Origin of the sequence: Sphingomonas faeni (assembly GCF_040407505.1) — a bacterium.
Classification (GTDB): domain Bacteria; phylum Pseudomonadota; class Alphaproteobacteria; order Sphingomonadales; family Sphingomonadaceae; genus Sphingomonas; species Sphingomonas faeni_E.
In genome coordinates, this window is sequence record NZ_JAPZPQ010000011.1 from 53,799 (window position 1) to 70,920 (window position 17,122).

Here is a 17,122-nt window from a genome sequence, read left to right on the forward strand (position 1 = left end):
CGAAACCCAGTGTTCCAGCGATGCAGAAAACTGATGCATCTGGGACGCCCATTCAGTGGCCGGTTTCCTGAGGGTGCCCTCCAAAGCAGACGGTCCGCTTTCCTTCCCAAATCTGCCATTCCGCTTCCGCCCAAAGTAGGACGCACAGCACCATTTAGAGGTAACTCGAAAATGATCGCCTGTTAATGCGACTACGTGTGTTTAGGCGAGCTCGGGCAGCCTAACCATATGATATGAATAGAGAACATCCCGGCTTCTCCATATAGCTGCGCTAGCCAAACAAACGATGATGCATGAATGGTTCAGCTAGGGCCAATATGACTCCGTTCGGTAAAATTGGTCGTCAAGCAAGGCTTTCGCAATCGGCAACGTACCGAACAGCTTCCGGAAAAGCATGCAATGTCGATACTCGCGTAACTATGCCCAGCGTTGCCGACGACCAGCCTCTGTTCAAAGATCGTTTCGCAGCCGGAACCGGAATACGCACTGTGCATTGTGCATTAAAATTACGATAGCGCTGGCGGGAGTAGACATAACTTGGCTGCATTCGGTGCGTCGCCCATCTCGGACTCGGTTGGGCTCGGGGGCATGAACGTCAGGCGGGACGTGATGGTCGTCCAGCGCTTGTTGAACCTCGCAGGTGGCGGCGAGAAGCTGGAGGAGGACGGTCGGGCTGGTCGCCTGACTCTTGGTGCGATCAGCCGCTATCAGGCAAAAGTGTTGCGATATCCCAATCCCGACTCGCGGGTCGATCCCAACGGGCGCACGTTGCGGAGTCTGGCATCGCAGGCCACCCGCCCCTCACCACGCCCGGCCTCGCGTCCAGCGCCGGGCCCACAGGCAGCCGGGGCCTCCGGCCTGGAAACGATTGGCCGCTGGGCCGGCGAGGCGCTGGCCGGGTTGCAGAGCACGCTACAAACCTGGATGCAGGGCGATCAGGCCCAGGCATCGCGCGCGACGCGCGTCAGGGCACGTGGCGCACGGACCCCGGCGCGCCAGCCGAGTGGGGGCGGGGGGCGCCGGAAACTGACCGATGCAGACTTCATCACCGCCGCGCAGCGGTTGAGCCCCCGCGTTGATCCCGTGCTGGTCAAGGCGTTGGCCGAGAAGGAATCCGGGGGCAAATCCGGGTTTGGCGGCGATGGACGCATCATCATCGCGTTCGAAGGCCACAAGTTCAGGAAATATACCGGCCGGATCTACGACCGCAGCCATCCTAGGCTTAGCTATGCGTATGCCCGCGCGACATGGCGTGCGAAATGGGTGATAAACAATCGCGACCAACCTACGGCGTGGCGCACGCTTGAAACCGCAATGGCGCTCGACCACGACGCCGCTCTCAAGTCGACGTCGTTCGGCGCCTTTCAGGTACTTGGCGAGAACCATCGCGACTGCGGTTTTCCGGACGTCGACGATTTCGTGAACCTGATGAAAAGCGGCGAAAGCGGACAGTTGGAAGCGTTCGTGCGGTTCTGTAAGGCAAAGTCGGGGCTGGTGCCCGCAATGGAGCGCCAGGATTTTGGCGCAATCGGCACCAGCTATAACGGGGCCGCGCAGCAGAACTATGATAGCGGCCTCAAGGCAATTTACGACAGATTGAAAGCGCAACAATGAAGCGGTTCTTTTGCACCATCCTCGCCGCAGCGGCGATCACTCCCGGTTGCGCGAGCGCAGCGGGGCCCGTCGGCGGGCAGTTCGAGATGTTCGACGTGGCGGTTCAAGGAAACCGTGTCGTCGGTCGCTATCTGGAGGAACAGGGCGCCGGACCGGTGCGGAAATGTTCGTTCGACTTCAGCGGGCAGCTTCGTCCCGATGGCCGCGCGACCGTCACGGCACGGGACCCTGGAGGCAAGCCGGTGCCCGGCATGCTGAGCCTCAAGAATGACGAACTCACGTTGAACATGCCGGCGGTAAACAGTTTCGGTGGATGTTCGGTCCCACAGGGCCAACCCCTGTCGGGCAGTCGGACGCTGACCGCGGGATGGGTCGATCTCGCACGCGTGACCGCGCCGCGTGCGCGGTTCCGCACCACGCCGACCGCTGCACCAAGCCCACGATATGTGGTGCGTGGCGATCTGGTCGGGGTGCTCCGCCGCAATGGCAATGCCATGCTGGTCCAGTTTGCCCAGGGCGAGGGCAAGCCGACGCAGGGATGGATCGGCATCACGGAAGCGCAATCCATCGTGCCATGAGGCGTCGATCGGCTCCTTGCCGTACCTATGTGCACCGCATCGCGGTCAGCCTCCAAGCGAGGATCGAATAGGAGTGATCCCGCATTTTGAGCAATACGTGCTTCAACTCTCCCACATCGAACTTCATTCCATCGCAGGAAGTTTCCAGCGAGGTAGTATGGCGGCACTCCGGGAATTGAAGCTGGATTGCCCTCATAGTTGCAGAATTCGAATATCAACGAACGGCCGTTCATATGGCTTGAGCGATCCGAAACGACCGTTCCGGTTTCCGATGATCTCGACCATTCCGCTATCGCTCATCTGCGACGAACTACCGTAAGTTGACCAAGGAACGAACGACAGGTCCGCCAGCGCCGCTACGGCAAGAGTTACCCCTAACTGCACATGGTACAGTAACCTTCGATCGATTCTCGGCGATCCAGCTTGGTAGCCAACACTTCCGCGCAGCGACACCCGCAGCGTATCACTCGTCTAGCAACTAGCGTCGCTCAGCAGCCGCACATAATTCACGCTCGATCGCTGCTACGCCGATATCGAAAGCAAGGCGCTCATTGTAAAAACGCTGGCCAGCAGCACCCATGTCTGCCCGATCGGACGGGGACAAAGCAAAGATCTGTTTAACGGCCGCGACAAGTCCTAAATGACTATCCGGATCGAACGATACACCAGCCTTCGCATCTCGTACCATGTCGGCTGCGTCGCCGCGTACGCCTAGGATTACTGGGCGTCCGATTGCCAGATAGGCCTGAATCTTGGATGGAATTGTAATCTCGAAAAGCGGGTCAGCGCGCAGGTGAACCAACAGTGCGTCAGCATTTGCAAATACTTCGCCCATCTTGGAAGGATGAAGCGGTTCGTGAAAATCTACGTTATGAAGCTGCAGATCGTCGATACGCTGCTTCAAATGCCCCCGCTCCACGCCACCACCAATCAATGCAAACCGGACGGTTGACCCTTCACGCTGCAGTAATTCTGCCGCCTTGAGGACAACATCAAGCCCCTGAGCTTTTCCCATGTTACCGGCAAAAAGTATCGTGAACGGCCTAACGCCAGGCGCAGGCGGTGCGGGCAACGTCCTTGCGACGTCGACGATCTCCGATGGTGCCCAGTTATGAACAACGGCAATCGGCACGCGGATTCCGCGGTCGAGTAACCGCTGGCGGAATCCAGCGGAGAGAACGACGATGCGTGTAGCCCGACGCAGGGAAAAGTTGGTCCACCATCCGATCAGTCCGAGGACACGAGGGTTGTTGACCATTCCGGTCGCGGCGAGTGTATCCGGCCAGAGATCCTGAACATCGGGTACGAACGGAACACGGCGCAGAAGACGCAGCGCAACCGCGGGGAGCGCGGCTGTCATCGGCGGTGTATAGACATACACAACGTCAGGCTTGCGCAACGTCAGGGCCAGAACGGTGGAGGACAGTGCAAACGACACGTAATTGGCAATGCGCCGCAACGCCGAGCTGTCGTGGCTGGGATATATGTATCCGCGCGTCACCGGAATGCCGTCCATGACCTCATTTTTGCGCAGACCGACCCGGTATCCAGGATAGACCTTCCCACCTGGATAGTTTGGAAAGCCGGTCAGCACCTCCACGTCGTGCCCCATCGCCTGCAACGCTTTGGCGAAACCCAAGCCCTTGAAATGCGGTTCTGGTTGGAACCACTGCGTGATCATCAATATGCGCATCGTCATCTCGCCTAGCAGTGGCCCGATGCCCTGTCGCGGTTCAAAGACAGGCTCCGCGCCGACATCGCCAATCGTCCGCGAACGCCTCTCGTAGGGAAGCGTCAGCGGACCTTATCCTGCAAAGGATCACTTCACTTGGCAGTGTTCTGCAGCTTGTCGAGCAAGGCCGTTACCGGATGCTTGCCGAACCGCGGGACGTACCGGCGATAGAGGCGGTAGGAATCGCGCCAGTAGCTCCAGATCAGGCGTGATGATACCAGTTCGACGGATCCGTGATCGTGGTGGTGCACGACGATCTCGGGGATGTAATAGATCGCCTCGCCTTCCTCGGAGATGCGCCGGCTGAGGAAGAACTCCTCGTGCATCAGAAACACCTCGGCGGGGAGCTCGCCCACCCGTTCGATGAAGCGCGGCGACAGGATGTAGCAGGCGCCGAGCCCCATGAAGATGAAACCCTCCGCATGATGGTTGTCGACGTCCTTGCGACGCGTAACCTTGTGCGTCACCTTCGCGACCCGGCTGAGCAGGCGAGCGAGATTGAAGGAGGCGGCGTAGCCGTCGAGCACGAGACCGCGCACGCGGCTGAGCGGCCGGATCGCATGAGGGTTCTGGCGGATGCCGGTGACCGTGAGGATGTTCGGCGCCACCACCATGCGTTCCGCGATGGTCTTGCTGCGCAGCGCGAGTTGGACACCGAAATCGGCGGGAAACTCAAGGTCGTTGTTGCCAACGATATAGGCGTCGGCATCCGGCACCAGCGCCAGCGCGCGGTGCAGACCAAGGTTCAGTCCGGCGAAATATCCGACGTTCTTTTCGGAGAACATCACATCGACGTTGGGCTTTCCCGCCATCAGGCGACGGAGCTCGTCCTGCTGATCCTTCTTGGAATCATTATCCACCACGACGATCAGCGCAGGTGGCGCCTCGCCGTTGATCAGCGTTTCGACCGCCGACCCCGTATAGTGGGAGTTGTTGTAGTTCGTACAGATGAAGACATATTTCATACAGGGGACCTGTCAAATGATCGGCTATTACTTGGCCTGATTAAGAGTTTGGAAGCGCATGAAGAACAGCGATGCGCCTATCAAAAACATGCTAATTGGCAATGTATTCCAAGTTAGCGAACTAATGACAAAGCTTTGATAGATAAATGCCACTGAATATATAAATACTGCTGCTGAGAATGTAGGAGTAGCCACCCTCAACATAGACCTGAATGACAGGTGAGAAAGAAAACTGAGAATACCAAGGCAAATCAATGCCCCACCTAAACCAAAATCTTGGATCAGACCACGATACATCGAGTAGATATTGGTGGTGATGTAAGGGGGTATCGATAGATACTCGCCATAGGTTCCTAGCGGAATAGGCCTGTCGTCACCAAACATCCTGAATAGTGGCATGAACGTATAAAAACCCTTTGTCAGGCCTGGGTCGTCATATGGTTGTGCGGCGGGCAAGCCAACGTAGTTGGCAAACCAGTCTGAAAAAGCAAACAAATGGCCGGACGTATATGACGCCCAATACGGCGCAAGTATGTCTACGAAATCTCCTCCTACCGACGAGGACAAGCCGCGGGAGATGAACGATGCCGTGACGAGCAAAATCGTAACCGTCAGTCCAGCCACAATGGCCGGAAGCGCGCGCTTCGACAAAATATCCGTTCTGTTCCGCTGTATTCTCTCAACGAGAATGCCACCAAAGAATATTGCGCCGCACAGGAAGAGCATTCCCTTCGCGCTCTGCGTCAGCATAACGAAGATCGAGGGAAACAAAGACCCGAGCAAGATTGCCCACCTGGTATAACGACCCTTTTGCGACGTCATTATCAACCCGCCCAACCCCGCACAAAAATACGCAAGAACAGTAGCGACCTGCTGATACGGGGTAGGTGCAATGTCATATGCATATCGGCGGCCGGCATATTCGGCAGCGCTGTCGTTTACGTTGGTGACGAGTTGGTTCAGCGAAATACCCTGCGCCACAGAGTTCAGCAGCATACAGACAACAGAGAGAACCGCGCCTATCGCAAAAACACTGAGAAGGAGCGGACCAGCGTAATACTCCTTGTGCGCGGCCTTCAACCGGGCGCTCTCTGCAAAATAGACGCTCCAGTTGGATAAGCTGGCGGCCGATACGACGATCGTTCCGGCAAAGACGTACATCATCGCACTCGGGTAGACGTGCGCGGCCGGAAAGCAGACCAGCGGGACGATCGTGTAGATAAACCAGGCCAGCGAAAACAATACGGCAGGAAATGCCCATGCCTGTACCATGCGACGAACTACCATCGCATTGCCGAGGATGCCGAAGCTAATCAGGATGCAGAGGAAGCGTTCTGGCCAATCGATCATGCGCTTGGCTCCTGCTGGCTGGTGAAACGTCGCTGCCCGGTCCTGTACCGGGCGATGACCAGGACAAGAAGCAGCATCTCGGCACCGCAGAAGCAGATCGCGGCACCGACGGCACCGTAAAGATGCGACAGGATCAGGCAGCCGATCATGCTGGCCGCGCCGGTGGCAAGGATCGCACGCAGGTAATACCGTTGGTCGCCGAGGAAATTCAGCCCGGCCGAGCCGAACATGAAATTAGCCAGCCCGAAAATCGGCGCGGGAGCGACGATGGCGAAGATGATCCCAATCCCCGGAAGATCTTGGAAGCGGCGCAGCGCGGCGATCCGCGGCGACAATTGCCCGAACCCCAGGAACAGGACCGCGACGATGATCGTGACGACCGCGATCTGCGGCAGGGTATAGCGCAGGATGATCGACGAGGTCTCGCGATCGGGCCTGTCATGGCCTCGCAACGCTCGCAGAACCTTGGGAAAGGCGATCTGGTTGAGCGGCCGGGTTACCGCCTGGATCATCTTGATGCTCTTTTCGGCCAGCGAATAACTGCTGATCGCGGCTGCCGGAACGCCGGTCATGCCCATCAGCAGCACGTTCACCTCGCGGTACAGCATGACCGAAGCGGTCCCCATGAAGATCCGGCGACCATACGTCAGATAGTCGAACACCGCATGCAGGCCGGGCCAGCGCACCTTAACGTCGAGCGCATAGGCCTTGTAGAGCATCGAGACGATGCCTGCGATCGCGAACGGACCGCCAATCGCAAGCGGGACGAGGATGCTGTCCCTGGCGGAGTGGACGAACAGCACCACGAGTACGAGGCTGAGCAACCGCGCGGTCAACGTCAGTATCGCCGGCGGAATGTTGAACTCGATCCCCTGGTAGAACCAGTAGGAGTGGAAGACCTGGCCCAGCGGTACGAGCAGCCAGCACGCGACCAGGACCACCGGCAGCGACGTGAACAGGAACGTCACCGCCAGCAATATCGTCGCGATGCAGACGAACAGAAACATCCGTGCCGCCAGGATCGTGCTGAGGACCGTGGACAGGTCCTGGCGATGGGTTTTCGGGCGGAAGCCGCTGATCCGCGAAACACCGTCGACCTCGAAGCTGTACAGGACGATCGCCACCGCAATCATCGATATCGCTTCGGCAATCGCCACGCTGGCATAGGACGTCGCGCCAAGACGCGCGATCGAGAACGGCACGATCAACAGCGGGATGACGGCGTTCGATGCCTGAAGGCACGTCAGTGCCGTCAGGTTGAGGGCGTCGGCACGCCATTTCTTAAGCATGGTACGTGTTCGTCAATCGCCACAGCGTCGACCGCCGGGGCATCGATCGCCACGACATCTTACACGTAATCATGGGTGCGGATGCCGTCCCAGCCATTCGACAGCTTGGCGGTTCCGATGATCAGTTTGGCGACGCGTTCGCTGGTGTTGGCAATCTGGTAGTCGGCCGGGACGAGCGGCGCGATGCCTGATGCCACGCGTTCTTCGTGGAACGCGATGGCGGCTTCGACGCCCGACAGGATCGCATCGGGGTTCATGCCCGTCACGATGATGTTGCCGGTATCCATCGCCTCGGGGCGCTCGATCGCGTCGCGCGGGGTGATCGCGGGGAAGTCGAGCAGCGAGCTCTCTTCCGCGATCGTGCCGCTGTCGGAGATCGCGCAGCGCGCATGCATCTGCAGATGATTATAGTCATGAAAGCCGAAGGGCTTGAGGAACTGGACGCGCGAATCCGGCGTCACGTTCTCCAGCGCATCCAGGCGCTTCTTGGTGCGCGGGTGGGTCGACACGATCACCGGCATGTCGTGCTGTTCGGCCAGTCGATTGAGCGTTTCGACGAGCGCGGACAGACGCGGCTTGCTGTCGACGTTTTCCTCACGGTGCATCGAGACGATGAAATAGCCGTTCTTGGTCAGCTCGAGGCGGCTCAGGATATCGGACGCATCGATCCGGCTGCGGTAATGCTCGAGCACCTCGCGCATCGGCGAACCGGTCAGGTAGACGCGACGATGCTGCATGCCCTCCGACAGCAGATGCCGGCGGGCGTGCTCGGTATAGACCAGGTTGAAATCGCTGATGTGATCGACCAGACGGCGGTTGGTCTCCTCGGGCACGTTGCGGTCGAAGCTGCGGTTGCCCGCCTCCATGTGGTAGATCGGCACCTTCATGCGGCGCGCCATGATCGCGCTGATCGCACTGTTGGTATCGCCCAGCACGAGAAGGGCATCAGGCCGCTCCGCCTTCAGGACCTGCTCGGTGCCGACCAGGATGCCGCCCAGCACGGCGCCGAGGCTCGACGTGTCGACACCCAGGAAATGATCGGGCTTGCGGACGCCGAGATCGCTGAAGAACAGCTCGTTCAGCTCATAATCCCAGTTCTGCCCGGTATGGACGATAGTGTGATCGGTATAGGCGTCGAGCCGCGCCATCACGCGGGACAAGCGGATAATTTCCGGCCGGGTTCCCAGCACGGTCATGACCTTGAGACGTGCCATGTTCAAACCTTTGCAGCGATGGTGTCGGGAAGGGCGCGATCGAAGATCTCGTTCGCCCAGAGGAGCGAGATCAGATCGGTATCGCCGATGTTGGTGACGTCGTGCGCCCAGCCCGGGACCGTCTCGACGATTTCGGGGCGATCGCCGGAGACGATAATCTCGTGCGTCTCGCCGGTGACGACGTGGCGAAAGCCGAACCGTGCGGCCCCCTTAACAATCAGGAACTTCTCGGTCTTGCTGTGATGATAATGCCCGCCCCGCGTGACACCGGGATGGGCGGTAAAGAAGGAGAACTGTCCCGACGTCCGGGTCTTCAGCATCTCCGAGAACGATCCGCGCGGATCGGTATGCGCGGCGATGGGATAGCTAAACTTGTCTAGCGGCAACGCGGCGACATAGGTCGAATACAGCGCGCGGGTCAGGCCCGTGCCGACGCAATCGATCAGATTGTCGTCGCGGTCCTGCCGGAACCCAGTTACCGTCTCGGCCACAGCGCCGACCGTGGTATGATACACCGGCTCTACGGCAACCATGCCCTCGGCGACGTTGCCGTTGACGATCGCGACCAGCGTGGCGAGCACGTCATCGATATAGACTAGGCTGAGCGGGGAGGCAGGGTCGTTGACCTGGATCGGCAGGTCGCGCGCGATGTTGTAGCAGAACGTCGCGACCGCCGAATTATAGTTCGGCCGCGCCCATTTCCCGAAGACGTTCGGCAGCCGCAACACGTGAACGGGCGAACCGGTTTCGTCGGACAGAGCCTTGAGCCGCTCCTCGCCCGCGAGCTTGCTGCGGCCATAGTCGGTCGGTTCGTCGGCGCGGCTGGACGAGGTGTAGGCGATCCGCACGGGGCGGCCGGCTGCCCGGACGGCCTCGGCAATCACATCCGCGGTACCGTGGTTCACCGCCATGAAATCGGCCGGATCCGCCGGCCGGTTGGCACCGGCGAGATGCACCACGACGTCGGCGTTCGCGATCGCCTCGAACCAGGCCTCGCGCGAGCTATCCCGGTACAGCGGGACAGCCTCGATGCCGAGTTCGCCCAGCCGGACCATGAGATTACGGCCGATAAAGCCATTGGCGCCCGTTACGGCAACCCGATGCGCAGTCATTAGTCGACCTGCCGTTCTTGGCCGCTCAGCACACCCTGCATGTAGTCGAGCTTTTGCAGGATCGCCGCCATGCCGGCTTCATCCAGCTGCGCGGTGTTGTGCGAGTTGAAATCCGCAGCCTCGGAAATGCGGCGCTCGCCCTCGTCGACGAACACCGCGTAGTTGAGGTCGCGATTGTCGGGGGGGATGCGGTAATAGTCGCCGCGGTCCTCGGCGACCGCCATTTCCTCGCGGCTCAGCAAGGTCTCGAACAGTTTCTCGCCGTGACGCGTGCCGATGATCTTCATCGGATGGTCCGGCTTGCCGAGCACATTCAGGACGGATTGTGCTAGGATCTCGATTGTCGCAGCCGGCGCCTTCTGGACGAACATGTCGCCGTTGCGGCCGTGCTCGAACGCGTACAGCACCAGATCGACGGCTTCTGCCAACGTCATGACGAAACGCGTCATGGTCGGATCGGTAAGCGTCAGCGGCAGACCTTTACGAATCTGATCCACGAAGAGCGGAATGACCGACCCTCGCGACGCCAGCACATTGCCGTACCGGGTTCCGGTGATCGTGGTCTTCGACCCCAGCGCCAGTCGCGACTTGGCGACGACGACCTTTTCCATCATCGCCTTGGATATCCCCATGGCGTTGATCGGATACACGGCCTTGTCGGTCGACAGGCACACCACCCGCTCGACGCCCGCGGCGATCGCGGCTTCGAGCACGTTGTCCGTGCCGATCACATTGGTCTTGACCGCTTCCATCGGATGGAATTCGCACGAAGGCACCTGCTTCAGCGCGGCAGCGTGGAAGATATAGTCGACACCGCGCACCGCGTTCGACACCGCGCGCATGTCGCGAACGTCGCCGATATAATAGCGAAGTCGCGGGTCGCGGTAATGCAGCCGCTGATCTTCCTGCTTCTTCTCGTCGCGGCTGAAAATTCGGATTTCCGAAAATGGCTCGTCGATGAAGCGTCGAAGGACGGTCGAACCGAACGATCCGGTACCGCCGGTGATCAGAAGGATCTTGTTTTCGAACATCGTGTTTCCTGAAGCTGGGTGCACTCGTGCAGCGCCGGGCACGCTGGTGAGCTTCGTCACCGTCCACCTAGCAAACCCTCTATCTAGATCAATAGCAAAGCCCATTTGATGAGATGGTCGCCGCATCCACGGCGACAGACCGGATCAGAGCACGACCTGCACGCGCCTGCCCACCGTCAACGCGCCTTCCGCGTAGGCCGCAGAGGTCATCCCCGACGCGGCATTGCCGGCGGTTTGCAGGCTGACGATCTCACCCTGGACGCGAATGCCGAAGGCGCACTCCGCGGATTTGCCGCGATCGTCTATGCAGATATTGTTCAGCAACGACAGCTTCTGGATCGGCGACGCCCCGCCGTTGAAATCCACGCCGATGCCTTGCGGCGTGGAAAATGCTCCGGCGCGTGACAGGTTCCTGCACCGATTTGACCGGATCGCGATCACGCCAAGACCGCAAACAGGATTGGTGATCACCTGAACCCCGAACGTGGTGCCTTCGAACACATTGTTGGCGATGTCGAACGCGTCATGGCTATGCCCCTTGTGCGTCGCGGACTGAATAGTGACGCCGGACGTTGCCGTTCTACCAATTTTTGAGGTAATCGTGTTGGTTCTTACAACAACGTCGCTTTGGGCAAGCGGCGAAAGACAGCCAATGCCGATCTTGAGATCCACGCCGGGATAGACGCTGTCGTCGAACGAAATGTCGTTTCCGACTATCTCGACCTTGGATACATGGGCATGCTCGCCGTAGAACATGATTCCGAATCCGGATATTTGGTTCAGGACATTGTTCGATACTATTATGTCGCTGGAAACGGCTTCCGTCTCGTTCCCGTCAATCCAAACACCCTGGTAATAGTTCGTCACACTGTTGTTGATGAACTTTTGCCGGGATCCATGCACCTCGAATGCGACGTTCCCACCGGTTTGCGTCTTGGCGATGGCATTCGTGAAGGTGCACCTCTGGCATACGACATCTTGTGCCCATGCAAAGATCGCGCTGTGGTCCGGTGTGTCGAGACCGCCATTGACGAAGGCGCAATCGGAAATCCGCCAGTTGCGTCCGAGCTTCACACCGCGACTATTGGATTGCGCCAGCACGACACACGAGACGCCGGGCGTGTTCACGAACCGGCAGTGATCGATCGTGACGGTATCGGCGAGCGCGGCCCGCCCCGCCGGCGTTCCGCTGATGAAGATATGAGCCTGATTGAGCAGGCTGTAGTTACCTGATGCGCGCGACGGGCTGATCGGGTTGTTTGGACCGTTCATATCCATTTCGAGCCCACGCCACGACAGGTTCGCAAGCTGTTCGTTGGTCCCGAACATACACATGAACACGACCGCCCTGTCCGTGCTGACCCCGTCGATGATCCGGAATGTCGCCCCTGACTTGGCGTCGACGTGCATGTCGCTGCGGATGGCGAAGCAGCGATGACAGAGTCCGGCTTCGGACGCGAACGATCCCGTCGGCGCGACGTTGTAGAGGCCCGCCGGAACGATCAAGCGGCAGCGTTTACCCGCAGCGATGTCGATCGCGCGTTGGATATGGCCGGCGAGCGCCCGCGCATTGGACGGCGAGTTGTCAACGACCCGCGAGAGGATATTGCTGTGAAACGACCGCGGCACGACGTCGAGTATGTTGAGCGTGTCGGTGCTGGCCTGGCCTTCGGTGACGTCCCCTCCAGTGACCTTTAACGCAGCGAACGCAGCAGCTGCAGCAGGCGTCGCGATCGCTACGCCGATAACGGTGCGGCGAGAGAGATTTCGTGAACCGTTTGACATAGTGCTAGTTTTCTCTTTTACCGGCGTTCGCACGACGGACCGCGGGCGTCTGACAGATCTTTAGCGAAAGTGTCACGCTTCGTCGCCATGAACCCTTAGCGATGCCTGTGGTGAACCCTGTTGGACGGCAGTAGGTGTGCATGCTACGGGGCAAAAAATATGAGCGTTCGCTACGCGAATGTAGTGCCATGGCCGCTTTTTTGGTCAGTTTCAAATTGGAGTTCTCATGCCCTTTGGTAAGGTTGCGCGCCCGTTGCTGGCGTTACCCAGGGGATCGAAGCGTTTGATGGCGGCGACGGTCGACGGCACGTTGTGCGCGTTGACGGTATGGTTCGCCTATTATCTGCGCTTGGGATATTTTGTCACGCTCGCCGGCCGGCCGAGCGTTGCGGTCGGGCTATCCATCGCACTCGCGCTGCCAGCATTCTATTTCCTGGGCCTGTACCGGATGGCGTTCCGTCGTGCGGGCGCGGACATCCTGCCGACGATCACGTTGGCATGTGGCGCATACGGCCTGTGCTACGCGACGATCATCGCCGCCTATGGCTTCAACGCAATTCCGAGAACGGTTGGGATCATCCAGCCTATCCTGCTGCTGTTGGCGGTGGGCATGCTTCGGCTGTCCGTCGGTTACGTGCTGGGTGGGCAGATGCAGCGACGGATCGATATGACGCCCCAGCGCGGCGTGCTGATCTACGGCGCAGGCTCATCGGGCCGGCAGCTGGCTGCCGCGATGAGCGCCAACCGGGAGTTGCGCCTCGTCGGATTTCTCGATGACGATCAATCTCTGTATGGCACGCGGGTCAATGGCCTTAGAGTCTATCCGATCGAGCGGCTGTCGAGCCTGATCGATCGCAAGAATGTGACCGATGTCATGCTGGCGCTGCCGTCTGCACCACGACAGCGCCGCAATGAGATCATTCAGAATTTGCGAGGACTGCCATTGACCGTGCAGACCTTGCCCGGCCTGATGGATTTGGCGCACGGACGCGTCCAGGCGAGCGATCTCCGCGAGTTGTCCATCGAAGACCTGCTCAGCCGCGAGCCGGTCGCGCCCGAAATGGACGCCGTTTGCGGCAAGATTGCGGGCAGGACCGTGTTGGTCACCGGCGCGGGCGGGTCGATCGGCAGCGAATTGTGCCGCCAGATCATGGCTGCCGAGCCCGCGCGCATATTGCTGCTGGAGACGAGCGAATTCGCGCTGTACGCGATCCACCGCAACCTGACCGAAGCGACCAATATCGAGGTCGTACCGCTGCTCGGATCGGTGATCGATGGGTTTCGCGTTGCGGAAATCCTGCGGGCCTGGGCACCCGATATCGTGTTTCACGCTGCTGCCTACAAACATGTCCCGCTCGTCGAGCACAATCCTCTCGAAGGGTTGCGCAACAATGTCATGGGCACGCTGCAGGTCGCGGAATTGGCAACGCAGTTGGGCGTGAAGGATTTCGTCCTAGTCAGTACGGACAAGGCGGTTCGCCCGACGAACACGATGGGGGCGACGAAGCGCCTGGCCGAACTCATCCTCCAGGGGCTGGCGGCGGAGAAAACTGGAACGCGCTTCTCGATGGTACGGTTCGGCAACGTACTCGGCTCGAGCGGATCGGTCGTTCCGCTCTTCCGCGAGCAGATTCGGCAGGGCGGCCCCATCACGATCACACACCGGGACATCACCCGCTACTTCATGACCATTCCGGAGGCGGCGCAGCTGGTGGTACAGGCCAGCGCGATGGCGGCCGGCGGGGAGGTATTCGTGCTCGACATGGGCCAGCCCGTGCGCATCGTGGATTTGGCGCGCAACATGGTCGAACTGTGCGGCCTCAGCGTTGTATCGGACGCCAATCCGGACGGCGATATCGAGATCGTGACGGTTGGCATGCGCCCCGGCGAGAAGCTCTACGAGGAACTTCTGATCGGCGACAACCCGCGACCTACGGCACATCCCCGGATCATGATGGCCTCCGAGCATCATATTCCCTGGGCGGAGCTGCGACCCAAGCTCGACGAGCTGAAGCGTTTCATCGACACCGGCGCCGTCGACCAGGCGCGCAGACTGCTACGCGAACTGGTCCGTGAGTTTGCCCCGGCGAGCGAGATCGTCGACTGGGTGACGATGCAGCGTGCGTCGGTCGAGGTACCGGCATGACCAAGGGAATACCGGTTAGGGAAATATGGTGCCGTACATCCGGGCATCCAGGTAGAGAAGGCTGGTTCTGGTAGATTGCCCCGTCCGTGACTGCCAAATCTGACATCGGAATTTCTATGACCTCGCGCTCCAAAGCTTCGTTCCAGGCCAAGGTTTCGTTCCGACCCAGCCTCGCCTTCGTTATGCTGGTTCTGTTCATGGGGGTGCTGTGGCTTGCCGGAGGCGCCTCGCGTGGTGAAGTCCCCGGGCAGATCGTCGTTCGGACAGCGGCATGGCTGATCTTGATCGTCATGGCCGTGTTCGGACGGCGCGTGGACGGATCGTTTGCCAGGCCAGCCTGGATATTCCTGGCCGTCGCGATCGCGATCGCGGTCCTTCAGCTCCTTCCGCTCCCGCCGGCGCTCTGGCACATGCTGCCCGGTCGCGAGATAGTTGCCAAAGCCGGGGGCGCCGACGCCGCGCAGGTATGTCAGAGCTGGTCGCTCGTCCCGTCGGAAACGCTCAACGCGCTCGCCTCGCTCGTCGTCCCGTTCGTCGTTCTGCTCCTGGCGGCCGGACTGACGCAGAAGGAGCGCGCGTGGCTGCCGGGCATGCTGTTGCTGTTCGTGATAGCGTCGATGCTGCTAGGAATTTTTCAGTTTTCCGGAGCCTTGGCCGACAATCCCCTGATCAACGATACGCCGGGCGCGGTCAGCGCCACGTTTGCGAACCGCAACCATTTCGCGCTGTTCCTGGCGCTCGGATGCCTTCTCGTGCCGGTCTGGACGTTTCGCGAGGGACGTCAATTGCGGTGGCGCGGCCCGGCGGGACTGGGAATGATGGCGCTGTTCACGTTGACGATTCTGGCCTGCGGATCGCGCGCCGGCATGGCGCTCGGCGCGTTGGCCATCCTGATCGCCGGCCTGATCGCGCGCCACGGATTGCGACGTGAGTTTCGCCGTGCGCCACGCTGGGTACCTCCGGTCGTCGTCGGCGGGATCATCGCGCTGTTCGCATCGCTGGTGCTTATTAGCGTCGTCGCCGATCGTGCGGTGTCGGTGCAGCGCAGTTTCTCGCTCGACGTCGGGCAGGACATGCGAAGCCGTGCCCTGCCGACCGTCCTGGACATGACCCGCAGCGTGTTTCCGGCAGGAAGCGGAATGGGAAGCTTCGATGCGATGTTCAGGATTCACGAACCGCTCGCCCTCCTGAAACCGACCTATTTCAACCATGCTCATAACGACTTCATCGAGATCGTGCTCGATGCCGGCCTGCCTGGCCTGCTGATCTTGCTCGCCGCCCTGATATGGTGGGGATGGGCAAGCATGAGGGCATGGCGCAGGGCCGGGAAAAACGGGACCGGCAAAAGCGACATTGGAACAAGCGGCGCGATGCTGCCGATGCTCGGCTCGGCGACACTGCTGCTCGTCCTGATCGCTAGCATATTCGACTATCCGGCCCGGACGCCGATGATCATGGCGATGGTCGTGCTCGCAGCGGCATGGTTATCCGGCCATTCTGACGATGATATGGAGCCGGCTTTACCTAAAGCAGACCACCATCTATAGCCGCCCCTGCCCTAGTTCCCTGGAAAATTTCAAACGCATGCGAAAGATTTGCACAGCCCTCCTTGTCGTCCTTGCGTTGCCAGCGTGCGTGCACCGGGAGCCGCTGTTGTCGACCGACCGGCTGACTGTTGTCCAGGATAGTACGACCCTGCCCGCGCCGAACCGCCAGGATCTTACCGCGCCGGATCGGCCTGCGCTCATCGGACCGCTCGACACGATCCAGGTCGATGTGTTCAACGTTCCCGACCTCAGCCGCGAGATGCAGGTCGACGCGAGCGGACGGATCGCCATGCCGCTCGTCGGTACGGTCGACGCGCGAGGCAAGACCGCGCAGGAATTGGCGGCGACCGTCGAAGCCGCATTGCGGGGCCGCTATGTGCGCGCACCCGAGGTTACCGTGAACATCAAGAGTTCCGTAAGCCAAGTGGTGACGATAGACGGGCAGGTCGTCGAGCCGGGACTGTATCCGGTCACCAACCAGATGACGCTGCTGCGCACGATCGCATCGGCCAAGGGGCTCAGCGAATTCGCACGGCAGGAAGATGTCGTCATCCTTCGCACCGTCGACGGCCGCAAGATGGCCGGGCTGTATAACATCGAGGCCATTCGTCGTGGGACCTATGAGGATCCACCGATTTTCGCCAACGACGTCGTCGTCGTCGGTGATTCACCGCAGCGCCGAATGTTCCGGGATTTCGTATCGCTGGCACCACTTCTCGCCGCGCCGCTCATTGCGGTCCTGCAGTAAGGTTTCGAACG

General features: G+C 60.2%; 13 protein-coding genes. 5 read left to right on the forward strand and 8 right to left on the reverse strand.

Features of this window, described 5'->3' with window-relative positions; translation table 11 throughout:
* The first annotated feature begins 588 nt into the window (after nucleotides 1-588).
* Complete coding sequence (locus tag O6X71_RS20300; RefSeq protein ID WP_353467470.1) at nucleotides 589-1,614, forward strand: N-acetylmuramidase domain-containing protein; 1,026 nt, start codon at nucleotides 589-591, stop codon at nucleotides 1,612-1,614.
* Nucleotides 1,611-2,192 (forward strand): hypothetical protein, encoded by a 582-nt coding sequence (locus O6X71_RS20305; RefSeq protein ID WP_353467471.1) that lies wholly within the window; start codon nucleotides 1,611-1,613, stop codon nucleotides 2,190-2,192. Before O6X71_RS20300 ends, O6X71_RS20305 begins: the two co-directional genes overlap by 4 nt.
* A gap of 478 nt (nucleotides 2,193-2,670) precedes the next feature.
* Here O6X71_RS20305 and O6X71_RS20310 read toward each other — a convergent pair whose 3' ends face one another.
* The 8 genes from O6X71_RS20310 to O6X71_RS20345 all read right to left on the reverse strand — a co-directional run bounded on the left by O6X71_RS20310 (nucleotide 2,671) and on the right by O6X71_RS20345 (nucleotide 12,670).
* Complete coding sequence (locus O6X71_RS20310; RefSeq protein ID WP_353467472.1) at nucleotides 2,671-3,873, reverse strand: glycosyltransferase family 4 protein; 1,203 nt, start codon at nucleotides 3,871-3,873, stop codon at nucleotides 2,671-2,673.
* A gap of 143 nt (nucleotides 3,874-4,016) precedes the next feature.
* Nucleotides 4,017-4,889 carry a glycosyltransferase family 2 protein gene (locus tag O6X71_RS20315; protein ID WP_353467473.1) on the reverse strand — a complete coding sequence of 291 codons (873 nt, stop codon included), beginning with the start codon at nucleotides 4,887-4,889 and terminating at the stop codon, nucleotides 4,017-4,019.
* A 27-nt stretch (nucleotides 4,890-4,916) separates the two neighbouring features.
* Complete coding sequence (locus O6X71_RS20320) at nucleotides 4,917-6,239, reverse strand: O-antigen polymerase (protein ID WP_353467474.1); 1,323 nt, start codon at nucleotides 6,237-6,239, stop codon at nucleotides 4,917-4,919.
* On the reverse strand, nucleotides 6,236-7,528 hold the full coding sequence (locus tag O6X71_RS20325) for a lipopolysaccharide biosynthesis protein (RefSeq protein WP_353467475.1): 1,293 nt from the start codon (nucleotides 7,526-7,528) through the stop codon (nucleotides 6,236-6,238). Before O6X71_RS20325 ends, O6X71_RS20320 begins: the two co-directional genes overlap by 4 nt.
* A 59-nt stretch (nucleotides 7,529-7,587) precedes the next feature.
* Nucleotides 7,588-8,742 (reverse strand): non-hydrolyzing UDP-N-acetylglucosamine 2-epimerase, encoded by a 1,155-nt coding sequence (gene wecB, locus O6X71_RS20330; RefSeq protein ID WP_353467476.1) that lies wholly within the window; start codon nucleotides 8,740-8,742, stop codon nucleotides 7,588-7,590.
* 2 nt (nucleotides 8,743-8,744) lie between these two features.
* Entirely contained in the window at nucleotides 8,745-9,854 is a 1,110-nt protein-coding gene (gene wbjC / locus O6X71_RS20335) for a UDP-2-acetamido-2,6-beta-L-arabino-hexul-4-ose reductase (RefSeq protein ID WP_353467477.1), read from the reverse strand.
* On the reverse strand, nucleotides 9,854-10,885 hold the full coding sequence (locus O6X71_RS20340) for a polysaccharide biosynthesis protein (protein ID WP_353467478.1): 1,032 nt from the start codon (nucleotides 10,883-10,885) through the stop codon (nucleotides 9,854-9,856). Before O6X71_RS20340 ends, wbjC begins: the two co-directional genes overlap by 1 nt.
* A 144-nt stretch (nucleotides 10,886-11,029) precedes the next feature.
* Nucleotides 11,030-12,670 (reverse strand): hypothetical protein, encoded by a 1,641-nt coding sequence (locus tag O6X71_RS20345; RefSeq protein ID WP_353467479.1) that lies wholly within the window; start codon nucleotides 12,668-12,670, stop codon nucleotides 11,030-11,032.
* A gap of 226 nt (nucleotides 12,671-12,896) precedes the next feature.
* Between O6X71_RS20345 and O6X71_RS20350 the strand changes: the two genes are divergently transcribed.
* From O6X71_RS20350 to O6X71_RS20360, 3 genes are all read left to right on the forward strand, one after another.
* Nucleotides 12,897-14,816, forward strand: coding sequence for a polysaccharide biosynthesis protein (locus O6X71_RS20350; RefSeq protein ID WP_353467480.1), 1,920 nt, complete (start codon nucleotides 12,897-12,899; stop codon nucleotides 14,814-14,816).
* Between the two features lie 116 nt (nucleotides 14,817-14,932).
* Nucleotides 14,933-16,363, forward strand: coding sequence for an O-antigen ligase family protein (locus tag O6X71_RS20355; protein ID WP_353467481.1), 1,431 nt, complete (start codon nucleotides 14,933-14,935; stop codon nucleotides 16,361-16,363).
* 106 nt (nucleotides 16,364-16,469) lie between these two features.
* Entirely contained in the window at nucleotides 16,470-17,111 is a 642-nt protein-coding gene (locus tag O6X71_RS20360; protein ID WP_353467482.1) for a polysaccharide biosynthesis/export family protein, read from the forward strand.
* The last annotated feature ends 11 nt before the right edge of the window (nucleotides 17,112-17,122 follow it).

Bases quoted from the DNA above. Each gene is read 5' to 3' on its own strand.
- O6X71_RS20305 (WP_353467471.1), top strand. From the start codon at position 1,611: ATGAAGCGGTTCTTTTGCACCATCCTCGCCGCAGCGGCGATCACTCCC.
- O6X71_RS20315 (WP_353467473.1), bottom strand. From the start codon at position 4,889: ATGAAATATGTCTTCATCTGTACGAACTACAACAACTCCCACTATACG.
- O6X71_RS20355 (WP_353467481.1), top strand. From the start codon at position 14,933: ATGACCTCGCGCTCCAAAGCTTCGTTCCAGGCCAAGGTTTCGTTCCGA.
- O6X71_RS20350 (WP_353467480.1), top strand. From the start codon at position 12,897: ATGCCCTTTGGTAAGGTTGCGCGCCCGTTGCTGGCGTTACCCAGGGGA.
- O6X71_RS20320 (WP_353467474.1), bottom strand. From the start codon at position 6,239: ATGATCGATTGGCCAGAACGCTTCCTCTGCATCCTGATTAGCTTCGGC.
- O6X71_RS20310 (WP_353467472.1), bottom strand. From the start codon at position 3,873: ATGATCACGCAGTGGTTCCAACCAGAACCGCATTTCAAGGGCTTGGGT.
- O6X71_RS20340 (WP_353467478.1), bottom strand. From the start codon at position 10,885: ATGTTCGAAAACAAGATCCTTCTGATCACCGGCGGTACCGGATCGTTC.
- O6X71_RS20345 (WP_353467479.1), bottom strand. From the start codon at position 12,670: ATGTCAAACGGTTCACGAAATCTCTCTCGCCGCACCGTTATCGGCGTA.
- wbjC (WP_353467477.1), bottom strand. From the start codon at position 9,854: ATGACTGCGCATCGGGTTGCCGTAACGGGCGCCAATGGCTTTATCGGC.
- O6X71_RS20325 (WP_353467475.1), bottom strand. From the start codon at position 7,528: ATGCTTAAGAAATGGCGTGCCGACGCCCTCAACCTGACGGCACTGACG.
- O6X71_RS20300 (WP_353467470.1), top strand. From the start codon at position 589: ATGAACGTCAGGCGGGACGTGATGGTCGTCCAGCGCTTGTTGAACCTC.
- wecB (WP_353467476.1), bottom strand. From the start codon at position 8,742: ATGGCACGTCTCAAGGTCATGACCGTGCTGGGAACCCGGCCGGAAATT.